General features: G+C 36.6%; 13 protein-coding genes. 10 read left to right on the top strand and 3 right to left on the bottom strand.

All coding sequences use genetic code 11. From position 1 onward, the window contains the following. Window positions 1–478 precede the first annotated feature (478 nt). A complete protein-coding gene (locus tag KIT51_10085) occupies window positions 479–970 on the bottom strand; it encodes a hypothetical protein (GenBank protein UYN85246.1) in 492 nt (163 codons plus the stop codon). Window positions 971–1,022: 52 nt separating this feature from the next. After that, the gene (locus KIT51_10090; protein ID UYN85247.1) at window positions 1,023–1,217 is read right to left on the bottom strand and encodes a hypothetical protein; all 195 of its coding nucleotides are present in this window, start codon (window positions 1,215–1,217) and stop codon (window positions 1,023–1,025) included. A 336-nt stretch (window positions 1,218–1,553) separates the two neighbouring features. Between KIT51_10090 and KIT51_10095 the strand changes: the two genes are divergently transcribed. After that, window positions 1,554–2,120 carry a sigma-70 family RNA polymerase sigma factor gene (locus KIT51_10095; GenBank protein ID UYN85248.1) on the top strand — a complete coding sequence of 189 codons (567 nt, stop codon included), beginning with the start codon at window positions 1,554–1,556 and terminating at the stop codon, window positions 2,118–2,120. Between the two features lie 5 nt (window positions 2,121–2,125). Next, entirely contained in the window at window positions 2,126–2,830 is a 705-nt protein-coding gene (locus KIT51_10100) for a hypothetical protein (protein UYN85249.1), read from the top strand. On the opposite strand, the gene KIT51_10105 is transcribed toward KIT51_10100, so the two are convergent. Continuing rightward, entirely contained in the window at window positions 2,820–5,456 is a 2,637-nt protein-coding gene (locus KIT51_10105; GenBank protein ID UYN85250.1) for a CHAT domain-containing protein, read from the bottom strand. The two genes, KIT51_10100 and KIT51_10105, sit on opposite strands and share 11 nt — an antisense overlap. Before the next feature lie 450 nt (window positions 5,457–5,906). Between KIT51_10105 and KIT51_10110 the strand changes: the two genes are divergently transcribed. The 8 genes from KIT51_10110 (at window position 5,907) to KIT51_10145 (ending at window position 13,318) form a co-directional block, all read left to right on the top strand. Beyond that, window positions 5,907–6,398: a hypothetical protein gene (locus KIT51_10110; protein ID UYN85251.1), complete on the top strand. Its 492-nt coding sequence runs from the start codon at window positions 5,907–5,909 to the stop codon at window positions 6,396–6,398. A gap of 235 nt (window positions 6,399–6,633) precedes the next feature. Continuing rightward, window positions 6,634–6,927: a type II toxin-antitoxin system HigB family toxin gene (locus tag KIT51_10115; GenBank protein ID UYN85252.1), complete on the top strand. Its 294-nt coding sequence runs from the start codon at window positions 6,634–6,636 to the stop codon at window positions 6,925–6,927. A gap of 5 nt (window positions 6,928–6,932) precedes the next feature. Next, a complete protein-coding gene (locus tag KIT51_10120) occupies window positions 6,933–7,289 on the top strand; it encodes a helix-turn-helix domain-containing protein (GenBank protein UYN85253.1) in 357 nt (118 codons plus the stop codon). Between the two features lie 318 nt (window positions 7,290–7,607). After that, on the top strand, window positions 7,608–8,330 hold the full coding sequence (locus tag KIT51_10125; protein UYN85254.1) for a hypothetical protein: 723 nt from the start codon (window positions 7,608–7,610) through the stop codon (window positions 8,328–8,330). 11 nt (window positions 8,331–8,341) lie between these two features. Then, on the top strand, window positions 8,342–10,522 hold the full coding sequence (locus KIT51_10130; protein ID UYN85255.1) for a T9SS type A sorting domain-containing protein: 2,181 nt from the start codon (window positions 8,342–8,344) through the stop codon (window positions 10,520–10,522). A 399-nt stretch (window positions 10,523–10,921) separates the two neighbouring features. Beyond that, complete coding sequence (locus KIT51_10135) at window positions 10,922–12,538, top strand: hypothetical protein (protein ID UYN85256.1); 1,617 nt, start codon at window positions 10,922–10,924, stop codon at window positions 12,536–12,538. 230 nt (window positions 12,539–12,768) lie between these two features. Next, a complete protein-coding gene (locus KIT51_10140; GenBank protein ID UYN85257.1) occupies window positions 12,769–13,011 on the top strand; it encodes a DUF433 domain-containing protein in 243 nt (80 codons plus the stop codon). Next, on the top strand, window positions 12,995–13,318 hold the full coding sequence (locus KIT51_10145) for a DUF5615 family PIN-like protein (GenBank protein UYN85258.1): 324 nt from the start codon (window positions 12,995–12,997) through the stop codon (window positions 13,316–13,318). The genes KIT51_10140 and KIT51_10145 overlap by 17 nt, the downstream gene beginning before the upstream one ends. Window positions 13,319–13,366: the final 48 nt, after the last annotated feature.

Consider the following 13,366-nt stretch of genomic DNA (forward strand, 5'->3'; position numbering starts at 1 on the left):
TATTAAGAGTAATTTCTTAATTTCGTTCAGTAACGTTAGACAGTTTGGAGATGGTCGGGCTTAACATTTCGCTGCGCTTCATTTTTAAGTCCTCCTATTCCCCGCACTGCATAAACACAAACGTTACCGCCAATGCCCCTCACCCCGCGGACAATGACGACCCAGACGACAAAGACTCGTTTCCGCAGACAAGTAAAAAATAACGACAGACCGAGAAACAATAAAACGGTAGACATCCACCTAACACCATAATGGTGGACAACAACGCTAACGGTTACGAATGCCCCCGCGCTGGCAACTTGGAGAGATTCTCACCCACCGCACATTTGGCACATGCCATTGCCGCGCAAATCCACCCCGCCACCAAAGCAATGGTAAGAGCCAAATTCCAACACACTAGTACTAAGATTGATTTTCATTTTTAAATTACACCTTTGGCGATTAGCTCTACTTTTTTATTTAGTAGCTTCTTAAGGTACTATTTACTCATTGTATATACAGCACCAATAGGTGTAGTTATTGCTGTAGTACTGAGTAGCTCTAATTTTAAGATTCCGTTATTGAAAGAAATAACTTTGAACCTATATGCACCATCCAAATTAAGTTCATTATTTGTTAATGAAGTAATGTTATCATTAATAACATTGCTTACAGTTGAGCCGCTTACGCATCGATAATTAATCAGATCGGTAAAATTATTTGCACCTCCTTTAAAATTAAGATCAATCCTTCGCATATTGCTTGCACCATTTGGCCAATTAACATCGCATGCATCAGTAATTGTTTTACCATTAAAAACTACTGAAGTTGTTTTGTACAAACCACTCAATTGTCCTATAGTAATTTCATTTGGATTTGAAGATTTAGTATCATCTTCATTATCACCACAAGAGATGATGCTGAATGAAAGCGGAAGAAGAAGAAGAAGAAGAAGACGAAAGAAATTAATTTTCGTATTTGTATTTTTCATATCGTATAATTCATTAATTTATTCTTATAATTAATTTGACAAGCCATGAGCATTATTGAGCAATTAATGCATACCCATTTTCAAGTATCCAATCCGCTAGAGAATCTCGATCTTTGAGTTCAACATTATCAATTCGAATTACGTAGCCTTCAAAAGCAAGTAATTCTCTAAATATCCCGATTAATTCCCTTTTAAATGAATCTGGTATCGCATCAAAATCAGAACGACTTATAGTAAATTCTCTCATAGCCATATTATTTAACATTATATGTTGGTTCTTTCTCTGCATATTCGCGCATTTCATTAAGGACTCCATCTGTTTCACCAGAAGTAATCCTATTTTTTAGCTTGCTAACAGTTTCAAAGGACGAAACAGCAACCTCCCAATCACTAGTCATCATGCACTTATATGCATGAACATACGATAGTTGCTTTAATAGATTTAGTCTATTTTCATTCATAAGTGTTATTTAAGATGTTTGTAAATTATAAATCCAAGAGGTAACCAAAACTTTCATTTATTTTTTTTAGTTACCTTTTAACTGCTAGACTTACTAACCATTTGAATTCTAAGAACTATTTCTTGAACCTAGAGACCTCAGCCATTCTTGAAGCCATTAAAGCGGGCAGTGAAAAAATACTGTTTCAGCTTTACGAAAGCTATCGGGATGAGTTTGTAAGTTGGGCAATAAGAAATCATCAGATTTCCATTGAGGAAGCAAAAGATGTATTTCAGGAAGCTATTGTAGGGTTATATAAAAATGTAAAAGGCGGAAAGGCTGATTCGCTGGAGTCATCCATTAAAACATATTTATTCGGTATTGGTAAAAATATTATCCTGAACCTATTAAAGCGGAAAGGAATTGAAAGTAAAGCCTATGAGCATTTTACTGAAACTCAAGAAACGGGAAATCTTGACTATTATGACCGTGAACATTTAGTGAGTCTGGTAAGCAGAATTTACCGTGCTTTGGGTTCGCCTTGTAAAGACGTTCTGGAATTGTACTACGAAAAGGGATTTGATATGGAGTCAGTTGCCATGCGGCTTGGTTATAAGAATGCCGATGTTGCAAAAAAGAAGAAATATGAATGCCTAAAGTCACTGGAAGACCGGATTAATATGAGCAGGCTAAAGGACATTTTAAATTAAAGCAGATGAATGAAAGTGATTTAATAGATGATTATTTAAAAGAAAGATTGACTACCGAACAAACGGCAGACTTTGAAGTACGTATGACAAACGACATAACGTTAAAAAGACAGGTTGCCATTCGCAAACTTATTATTGATAGTATTCATGAGGGCTATACAAGGGAACTAAAGGAGAAATTGATTCAATATGACACTAAGTTGGGTACTAAACAGAAATTTTCAATTAATTGGAGAATTGCAGCCTCGGTTGCATTTCTTCTTCTTACTAGCCTACTCACTTACAACATATTTTTGAAACCAAAGCCCAGTGATTTTGATTTTTATGAGCCAGGTTTACCTATCACCATGAACCACTCAAACCAAGTTCAACTCAATAATGCCATGAGTAAATTTAAAATGGGTGATTTTCAAGCTGCCGGAATAGTTTTTGAAAATTTACTTTCTCAAAAAAGCACCAATGACACTTTATTGTACTATTCAGGATTATGCGATTTCAGACTAAAGAACACAGATATGGCCTCAGACAAATTCGAACGGATTAAGCCAGAAAGTGAATTTTATGAAAAAGCACTTTACCGCTTGGCCATAACACACTGGACTAACAATAGGTCTATAGATGCGAAGGTGCTATTGGAAGAAGTGATTGCAACAACGAAAGATTCAACTTTAAAGGAAGAAGCCAAAAAAGCGTTAAATGCTATCCCTTAACCTTGCCATTAGTTCGATAAAAATAAAAACCCAGACTTAGTGCGAGGAGCGAAAATACTAAATACCAGCGCCAGTACGATGGCTTAAATAAAGGCAAAGTCTTTCCGCTTAATTGAAGTCCCGCCCAGTAATAAGGATTAGCGAGTTCATCCGATTTTTGATTAGAAAGAAACACAATTTTCGCCTCTTGCAATGAAAATGAAAGGTCATTTCCTTTATCTAACTGGCTATAGAATTCTTCCAAAATGCTGGCAGTGCTTTTATCGTCCACATCCCATAACGTCATCAATACACTCTCTGCACCTAAGCGATAAAATGCTCTTGCGAAACTTATAGTTCCCTCTGTATAGAGCGATGCTCCAACACCCGATGAACATCCATTTAACACTGCTAGTCTTGGTTTTAGCGGCACATGTACTAACGTTTCCATTGTAATACTATCATCAGCCAGATACATGGCTGAATTAAATGGGTGAAGCGTATCGGTTTTTACATGAGTAGCAATATGCAAAATGGATGTACTTTGATTATTGCTTGAAAATGATTCCTGAAAGTTTCCGGAATATTTCTCCGACCTTTTCCTAACTAATTCTCGTGAAAACGGAATCTCCGCCAGGCGTTTAGAATTTTTAAAATCTGGTGAAATGCCAACAAAAGACACACTTGTTTCATTATTTTTCTTCTTTAAATGCACCGGACTTAATACGGTTGAAATAGTATAACGCTTTAACAAATAGCTGAGTCTTTTAAAAGATTCAGTGTTTAAAGTATCTACAACCAGAGCATCCCAAGCGACATTCTGCAAATAACCATCCGGACAGATGATTAGTCTGTTGACTGAATTAGGAAGTTCTTTCAGAAGAGGCTCTAGCAATTCTTTATATAAAGTATAAGTTGTTTTTGCATGTTGCTGCGGACTCATTGAAAGGACGTTCCTATTTAATCGTCTAATAACTGCCTGTGTAGTCGGCTGGTGATTATGTTTTAGAAGTTTAACGTTATCCTTTAGAATAATTACAGCATAAATACTCTGATTAGCAACATAATAATCTATATAAGCTGATTTAGCATCAAGAATTTGCTGTTGAATAAAATCAATGGTAACTAAATCTGTAAGTGTTTTGTCTACTTCAATTGACTTTTTATATACAGTCTGCCTTTCTGGCAATTGTGGTAGTATAGTTCGAATTTGGGATTCTTCAATATTCGTTGTTCCTTTTAGATTATTTAATACAATATCATATTCCTTATAAAGTAAGTCAGTATTAATTTGTTGGTTTATTTGGGTATTTATGTCGTTCCGGTTTAAATAAGCATACTTGCCAGATGTTAATAACCCGAATGACTCAATCATGTAATTATTACTTCCGGTTCTATCAGCTAACTCGTAAATCATTGCCATCAAATTTTGATAAGCATTTGAACCATATAAATAACTCCAGTGCAGCGCTTCTATCTCATTGCTTGATTTTGAAATAACATATTGATAGAACTTCATCAGATAAACCCAATTATGGTAAGCATCCTTCAGTAAGGCAGTATCAGCAGCATTGATTGACATTCGTTGTAAAAGTGCTGTCTTCTGAGAAAGTAATGTTATGAAACGCTGGTCATTCAATGTGGGTTTTAAAGGTGGAACTTTTGAATAACTATTAGTACTATATTCAGGCATTAAAATATTTAGTCCAGTATTAATTTTTAAAATAGCTGAATCGTTTTCGTTTAACCTTTCATAACCTCTTGCGATAACCCAATTACGCAAAGCTAAATCAGCGGGTGAACCATATTTTTTAAAAGCTTCATAACTAACACCATAATAATGCATAGCCTTATCCATTGTCACTTTGCTCAAATTATCGCTATATTCATTATTATAAGAATTTCCAAGATTGTGATAGATGCGATTAAGCGACACTAAATCTTTTAACTTCTGCTTCTTAATCATTAAAAGTGCAGAATCATAGTAAAGCCTTGACATTCTCAAATTAGTATAGAATGAATCGCGCTTATTGATGAAGTAAGCAATCGAAGCAGGATGATAATAGTATCCAAATAGATTATAAATTCTTGCCAGCATGGAAAGGTTACTGACTGCATCAACTTTAGCTAGTCGTAAAGCTTTATTCACGTAAAAATAACAACTATCATTTTGGTTTGGCATTTCCTTATAGTATCGAGCTAAGTGCAAATAGTCTTCCGCTAAATACCTTTCCGGTAGTTTGGCTTGTGTTTTCACCTTCAAGGATTTTAAAATCTCTTGTTTAAACTCAGTTAACCGAAGAGAACTATAATGCGCTTCCGCTTTTGCTAAATGATTTTGTGCTAATAACACTGATAAATTTTCAAGACGTACACGTATTAAGTCCTGATTTTTATTAAGCATTTCAATAGCGAGATTTGGCCCTCCATACATTCTTACAATATCCGCCAGCTTAATCTGACAAAGGGCGTAATTAGAAATATCATTTTGTCTTCGGTACGTTTCAGACAATTTAATAAGTATGGGCACTGCCTTTTTAAACTCACCAACTTGATGATATTCAAGCGCTAATTTGAGTGAATCACTCCCATATACATTTGACCATGTAAGGACTATTAGAATAAAATTTAAGAGAAACCAACGCATAGACTAAAGACACTAGTTCTTAAATTTGCTCAACAAAGCGTGTATTTGCAAATTAATGAAGCACACATGCCTTAGCCGCACATGCCCATCCACAATCAAAGCTAAGGCAAGAGTGCTTCTTTGTGTTTCAAATAAAATTTAGGTACAAATTCGTGTAACCCGACAAATTTCTCCAAAGTTGCCGCCACGCTCGTGTACAGTGACTAAAAATTAAAGAAATGAATAAAAAACAAGACCCTATTGTTGGACAAATCAGACTCAAACGACAAAGAGAAGGGGCACAGGCGGTAACAAAAAGTTTATGCAATGCGGGGGTTCAGTGTAGCTATTAAAAGTAATTTCTTAATTTCGTTCAGTAACGTGGGACAGAGCGGAGCAGGTCGCGCTAAACATTCCGCTACGCTCCATTTTTTAGCGCTCCTATTCCCCCGCACTGCATAAACTCAAACGTTGGCAGCAAGGCATATGAAATTTCTAACAATAGTGTTTCTGTTTACAGTTTCGATTAACACTTTTGGACAACAGATTATATCCTATGAGCAAAAAGCATTTGACTATTACAGAAATAATATATTGACAGAACACCCCTTAAAAAAACGTGCTACATTTTATTCAAAAATTGAGACAGTAGAACAACTATTCAGTTTCCCGAGATGTCTAGAGAATATAAATATTGAAAAATGGAGTGAATACATTTCAATGAGTTCAAAGAATTCTAAAATAAAAGTTATTGACGCCACAGGTGACAAGAGATTTAAACACAAAAAAAATGGGAAAGGAAGTTATCCTAGAGTTTTTTTAATAGCTCCTTTCAGCAACGATGAAAATCAAATTATTGTGACAATCATTGAAGTACATCGATGGCATGGTAAAACATACCATATTGAAATGGATAAATATGGTCAAGTAATTAAATGGTGCAGTGGAGGATGGATGGTTTAATATGCCCAGCTGCCAACACCAGGTTTGTTTAATGGCGGGCGACCGTGTCGCCCGTAGTGTCAGCAAGTTTATTTATATTCGTGTAGGCGGACAAATCCGTTGGATTTATCCGCCACTAAACAAACCCAAAACGTTGGCGGTTATGCCTCCAGAACGTCCAAAAATCAAGAAAAATACGTAAAATAACATTTCCCAATACGGGAACTTTTGCGTACCTTTGACAAAAGATTAATACTTGAGAGTAATTGCTAAAAAGGTACTCCGAGAGTTTTGGACTAAACATTCGGACTGTGAACAACAACTTAAATCTTGGTATCGAGAAGCTGAAAAGAGTGAGTGGAAAAATACCAATGAAATCAAAAAGGAGTATCCAACAGCAAGTATTCTTGGGGACAATAGAGTAGTTTTCAACATAAAGGGGAACAACTACCGACTAATTGTTAAGATTAATTTCCATTATCAAATGATGTGGATTCGATTTGTCGGGACTCATAAAGAATATGACAGAATTGATGCGAATAAAATTTGACGACTATGAACTTAAAACCAATAAAAACTAAAAAGGACTACCAACAAGCATTGGACAGACTTGAGCTAATCTTTGACGCAAAAAAAGGAACAAAGGAAGGAGACGAACTTGAGATATTGGGTATTTTAATTGACCAATACGAAAATGAACATTTCCCAATTGACCTACCAGACCCAATTGAAGCGATAAAATTCAGAATGGAACAACTTGGTTATACTCAGACAGATTTAGCGAAAGTCGTTGGACTTAAGAGTAGAGCAAGTGAAATACTAAACAAAAAAAGAAAACTATCGTTGGACATGATTAGACAGCTTCATGAAAAATTAAATATTCCGACAGACGTTTTAATACAAGCCTACTAAAACGGCACAAACCGCCAACACCGGGTTTGTTTAATGGCGGGCGACACAGTCGCCCGTAGTGTCAGCAAGTTTATTTATATTCGTGTAGGCGGACAAATCCGTTGGATTTATCCGCCACTAAACAAACCCAACACGTTATGCACAATGCCGCGGACAGATTCGGTGCTTCGAACATTGGCACTTTTGCTTGCCGCACTTTCCCGCGCGACACCAAAGCAAGCAAAAGAGCCAAACGATATTTAAAAATTTATTAGATTTGACTTACAACCGAATGCCCGGTAACGCAGTCCATATTTATTATTACAATAATATTTAGCAATGAAAAGCACTGTATTATCCATTACAATTCTTGTTGTTTGCACACTCACAATATTTAATTCCAGTGGACAAAGTAACTTGTCGGTATCCGTTCCGGTCATTTGGAGCGAGGTTAAGGTAAAGGACAATTGGACACCACCAACGGCACCCAATTACAAAGAATATCATAGCGGTTCTGCAGTCGGATACGGAATCAATTTGTATTATTCGTTCCAACCAAAGCTTTTAACTAAGGACAAGCACTTTTTCATGAACATTGGTGCCGGATACTTCAAACAGAGATTTAATGTAACCCGACCTTTTGATTACAATTCACCTGTTCAACCAATATTTCGCACCGATCATTACTCTTATCATTGCTGGCAAGGATTAATTGGTTTGTCTTACAATTATCAGCTCAAAAAAGACTATTTTCTGATGGGAACTTTAACATACAACGCCCTTTATTCGTTTCGACAAGATTATGTTCCCACGTTTACCGCTGAGACACAAGTAAATCATGAGAAAATAAACTTTGGAAAAATAGTATCCTTAAATGTTGGTTTAAATAAATATTTGGGAGAAAGATTCTGGTTAGGGCTCCATGTCGTGGCTCCATTATACACTCGGTGGCGCAACGACAAAATTTTTAGGGACGACCCAACCACATATTATCACCCAAAATTTGGTCTTGGCACTTATTTAAGTGTATCATATCGCATTAGTAAGAACTCTCAACCATAAAATATTGCCCTATGAAAAAAATTATACTTTTACTGTCACTCCTGCTATTGTGTGCCTCCTTTGTAGATGCACAAGTAAAAACGAATTTTAATAATCCGGAGCAAATAGGATCTAGAGGAAAATATTCAAAGAGTTTCCGTGGTAAAAGTCCATACATAATTCCGGCAAGGGATATCAAATCTCTACTGGAAAGAGAAACTCAGGAGAATGCATCAGGCGAGGCAAAACCTTTCAGAATAGCCGAACCTGTAAATGTCGACATCGATGTGGTAAGAGAAGCTGAATGGCTAGTTGAAGGGGACTCAGCTTTTGCAAAGTTTACAATTTTGGCCTCGGGTGCAAAATCAATTAGTGCAAATTTTGATCAGTTTTATCTTCCGCCAGGAACGGAATTATTTGCGTATAGTGATAATGGTGAAATGATTACTGGTCCAATCACGGAAAATGAAAACAATGCAGAGTTATTTTGGGGAACTTGGGTCTATAAGGGTAGCAGGCTAACTATTGACCTTAGAGTTCTACTTGAGAACAAATCGTTGCTCAGGCTTCATATCTCAAGTATTGCTTACGGATACAAAGATATTTACAGAACCGAGGTTGGAGGCTTTGGTGAGTCTTCAGCATGCAACATAAATGTACTTTGCCCTTTAGGCAATGGCTGGGATCTTGAAAGAAATTCTGTTGCCTTGATTTTGAATGGAAACAGTTCTGCTTTATGTAGCGGGGCGTTGATTAACAACACGTGTAATTTAAATATACCATATCTCTTAACTGCCAATCATTGTTTTGAGGCGAACACCAATGTTGGACAGTGGAAATTCACCTTTCAGGCATGGAGTCCAGCATGTAATCCTTCGCAGAATGCTAATGGAATAACCTTTAATGGATCAGCTCTTAGAGCAAGAAGCGCAGGAAGTGATTTCTGTTTGGTTCAATTAAATCAAGTGCCGTCTGGGAATTCGGGTATTACTTATTCCGGATGGTCCCGAAATACCGTAGGAATACAAAATACAACAATTATCCACCATCCCGCAGGGGACGTTATGAAAATTTCTAGGGACGAGCAACCTCCAGTATTTGCTACTTTTCTTGGTTCACAATCATGGCAGTTGGTTTTAGATCAAGGAGCAACAAATGGTGGAAGTTCAGGCGGACCATACTATGATCAAAACCATAGAATTATCGCTCAACATCACGGCATTAATCAAAATAATGCTGACCAATGTCTCAACACAAATAAGTTCGGAGGTCGGTTTAATGTATCATGGGATGGAGATGGCACAAATGCAACAAGACTGAGTAACTGGCTTGATCCCTCTAACTCAGGCGCCATGACGACTGACTCAAGGCGGATTCCTTTTGTAACTGGACCAACTTTAATATGTACAAATGGTACGTTCTCATTACAGAACCAGCCGGCTGGATCAACAATTAACTGGACTTCCAGCAATCCAAACATACTTACAATTGATCCTAATACCGGAGTGGCTAATAGACAAAATAGTAACAGTGGCTCCATAGTAATTACTGCATCCGTTCAAATGCCGGGTGGATGCAACCCGGCATTATATACTTTATCAATCTGGGTTGGCAATCCTGGAGCTTCAATTACAACATTAATTTATCCTTCAGGTTTACGCGGTGTTAATCCTGTAAGCCTAGGTCCCGCCTCAATTTATCAATTTCGTTGCGACCCAGTTGGTGGGTTCCCGACATCTTGGACATGGGTCTTGCCATCAGGTTTTTCATTCTATAGTGGAAGTACCACATCCACTCCGTATATAATGACAAGTTCAACAAATGGTAGTTATACAATGTATTGTCAAGTCAATAATACTTGTGGATCCAGTTGGACAAATAGTCTTGGCATTAATATTAGTTCAAGTGGCGGAGGTACCCCACTTAGAGTAAGGGGTGATTCGCAACAGACTGATTCAGGGGAAATTAATATTGAAGAAACACAAATTAATAGTAGTGTTCCTTATCCAAATCCGGCATCAGAGACCCTTAATATCGAATTGGAAGGCACAAGTACTTTGACCATTTTAAGTATCGCTGGGCAAAAAATATTGTCGACTACAGGGACTGGAAAAATTACCATTCCAATAACAGAACTATCTAATGGGATTTACTTTTTAACTATTTCAAATGTAAAGGGTACCGCAAGACATAAATTCATAATTCAGCATTAAGAAAAGATACGGTACAAGGTACAAGCTACAAAATTTGTGTTCCCTGACAGATTTCTAAAATTTAATAACATGGGATTTAACAAAGATTGATTTTCCGAATAGCAGCACCAATGCCAAAGCCACGCGATTTCAGCCCACATCCAAAGCTTTGTCATCCGTGCTGCTTAGTGCGGACAATTGCGGCACAGGTGCATAACACTGTGCATATTTCATTGCGGGGTTCAGTGTTGCGTTATAGTTTTTGTTTCTTAATTTAGTTCGGTCCCGTGGGACAGTTTTGCAGCTGGTCGCGCTTGTCATGGCCGATGGCCATTTAACAAGCGCTCCTAACCCCGCAACGCAACATGCACTCACGTTAACGGCAAGCGGCCGGAAAAATGAGAACTTCTAATGACAATCATGAGACTTTTAACTTTTGGACTAATCTTCCTTTGCACATCATGTGGACTAATTCTTCAAAATACAGCAACCAAAAATTTTAAAGACCCAGTTACTAAGACTAAGGAGTATAAATCACTAAACAGGTTTCAGCAGGATTTTCTGTATCTAAAAACTATTTGTGAGAAATATTTTCCTCTAGCGGATAAATATTTCCCAAGAAATGAAAGAGTTCGGCTTGAGGAAATGATACTTAAAGAATTTAGTCGTTCGAATTTGACTGATTTAGAATTTCAATTATATCTGAAAAAATACCTTTCACACTTTGAAAACCAGCATACTTGGACAGGTTTAAAAGGAGTAACGATTACAGGTATTTATCCTTTTTTTCTATACAGTCAAGAATCAAATTGGTACGTTTCAAACCTCTCTACCCAACTGAACGCTGGTTTCCTTGGACAAAAGGTTTTATTAATCAATAATGTACCCATTAATGATTATGAAAAGCAACTATTCAATTTTGTTTCGGCAGAGAACGACATTTCAAAACGGAAATCTGTTTCATTTTGGTGGAATCGTCCTGCATCTCATGAGTTTTTAAAAGGTCAAAAAATAGACTCTTTAAAATTGGCACTTGACAATGGTGAAATTCTCAATGTCCCAAAAATTACCTCTGGACAAATTAATTTTCAACTATCCGATAAAGACTTTAAAAAGCATCCAATAACCACACCGAAAGACAGAATTTATGATTATCAAATTATAGATTCAATTGGCGTCACCTATTTCCAATTTCATCAATGTTATGACAAAATTGAAATTAAAGAGGGAATGAAATCTTATGTTAGACCTTGGTTAAGACCAATAGCAAGGCTTTATGTAAACATTCAAACAAGTAAAAAGAAGCCATCAAAAAGAATAAAAAAGTATTTTGACCCAGAAAGACCAATATTTAGTCAGTACGTCTCTCAAATGGTAAAAGAGTCAAATGAAAAAGGTGTAAATAAACTGATTCTTGATTTGAGAAATAATAGCGGTGGAAGCGAATTAATATGTCTTCAATTACTTTACCATTTAACGGACAAAGAAAATTTGAAAGACTTCGAACTGTATGTTCCTAATACTGACTTTTATAAGCATTATTTTAAGAATGACTATAAAGAAAAAATTGAGTTATTCACTAAAAAACAAGGAACTCAGCCGCCAAAAGACTCATTATTTTACGCTGGATACAATAACAGTAACGAAAAATTATTTGATAAAATAACAGACCCAAAGTCTCCATACTTCATACCTAAAGAAAGACCTGTTTTTAAAGGAAAGATTGTAGTCTTAGCTGACTTCACAACGCACAGCGCAGGTGCATTATTTACAACCTTAATCCAAGATAATAAAGTAGCTAAAGTAATTGGAACAGATGTGTCAAACAATCCGACAGGACCAACCACTTGGACACCATTTAAACTTCCAAATACAAAAATTGGAGCCTCAATTTCAAGCCAATATCTTGTTAGACCAGACAAATTGAAAGCTAACAAGTTTATTCCTGACATCTATATAGAGAAGAGTTATCAAGATTTATTAAACGGAAAAGACCCATTATTTGACAAAGCTTTAGAGATATTAAATGAGGACTAGGCCGCATGCCGTTAACACCGTGTTTATTTAATTGCGGGGTTTTGTGTCCTAATTCAAATTCGTTTCATAATTTAGTTCGCTGTAGGCGGACAGTTGCGGAGCAAGTCGGGCTTAACATTCCGCTACGCTCCATTTTTAAGCCCTCCTACTCCCGCAACTAAATAAACACAAAACGTTGCCAGCAAGCCCGCCACGACAAAAAAGTGACAAATAATTTGTAAATTTGGAATATGTATAAAGTAAAGGACTATATAAACATTGACAAGGAAATCCTTTCAGGAAACCCGGTTTTTAAAGGGACTAGAGTACCTATTCAGACATTGTTTGACCATTTGGAAAAAGGAATTTCGTTAGACGAATTTTTAAGTGATTTTCCTACTGTGACAAAGGAACAAGCTATAGCAGTAATCGAGATAGCAAGTAAAATTTTGACTTCTAAGAATATTGAACAGATTTATGAGACTGCTGCTTGACGAGAACTTACCTAAAAGACTGAAGAACGATTTAAATGAACACGAAATTTACACAGCAGCAGACAAGGGTTGGACTGGAATTACAAATGGAAAATTATTGGAGCTTTTAATTGAAAATAAGTTTGAAGCTCTATTGACGTTTGACAAGAATCTTCAATACCAACAGAATTTCAAAAAGTATACGATTGCGGTTATCGTTCTAAATGCCTCCGACAATAGTTATTTGACACTAAAGAATTTAGTTCCAAAGATTAAGGAGTTGTTGGAAAAGGAATTAAAATCAGGACCAACTGAAATAAAACAGTAGGCGGGCCAGCTGGCAACACCGTGTTTGTTTAATGGCGGGCGACACAGT

It is taken from the genome of Cyclobacteriaceae bacterium, from assembly GCA_025808415.1.
Lineage (GTDB): Bacteria > Bacteroidota > Bacteroidia > Cytophagales > Cyclobacteriaceae > UBA2336.

Coding starts and splice junctions, on each gene's coding strand:
- KIT51_10085 (UYN85246.1), bottom strand. CDS start 970: ATGAAAAATACAAATACGAAAATTAATTTCTTTCGTCTTCTTCTTCTT.
- KIT51_10090 (UYN85247.1), bottom strand. CDS start 1,217: ATGAGAGAATTTACTATAAGTCGTTCTGATTTTGATGCGATACCAGAT.
- KIT51_10100 (UYN85249.1), top strand. CDS start 2,126: ATGAATGAAAGTGATTTAATAGATGATTATTTAAAAGAAAGATTGACT.
- KIT51_10105 (UYN85250.1), bottom strand. CDS start 5,456: ATGCGTTGGTTTCTCTTAAATTTTATTCTAATAGTCCTTACATGGTCA.
- KIT51_10120 (UYN85253.1), top strand. CDS start 6,933: ATGAACTTAAAACCAATAAAAACTAAAAAGGACTACCAACAAGCATTG.
- KIT51_10125 (UYN85254.1), top strand. CDS start 7,608: ATGAAAAGCACTGTATTATCCATTACAATTCTTGTTGTTTGCACACTC.
- KIT51_10130 (UYN85255.1), top strand. CDS start 8,342: ATGAAAAAAATTATACTTTTACTGTCACTCCTGCTATTGTGTGCCTCC.
- KIT51_10135 (UYN85256.1), top strand. CDS start 10,922: ATGAGACTTTTAACTTTTGGACTAATCTTCCTTTGCACATCATGTGGA.
- KIT51_10140 (UYN85257.1), top strand. CDS start 12,769: ATGTATAAAGTAAAGGACTATATAAACATTGACAAGGAAATCCTTTCA.
- KIT51_10145 (UYN85258.1), top strand. CDS start 12,995: ATGAGACTGCTGCTTGACGAGAACTTACCTAAAAGACTGAAGAACGAT.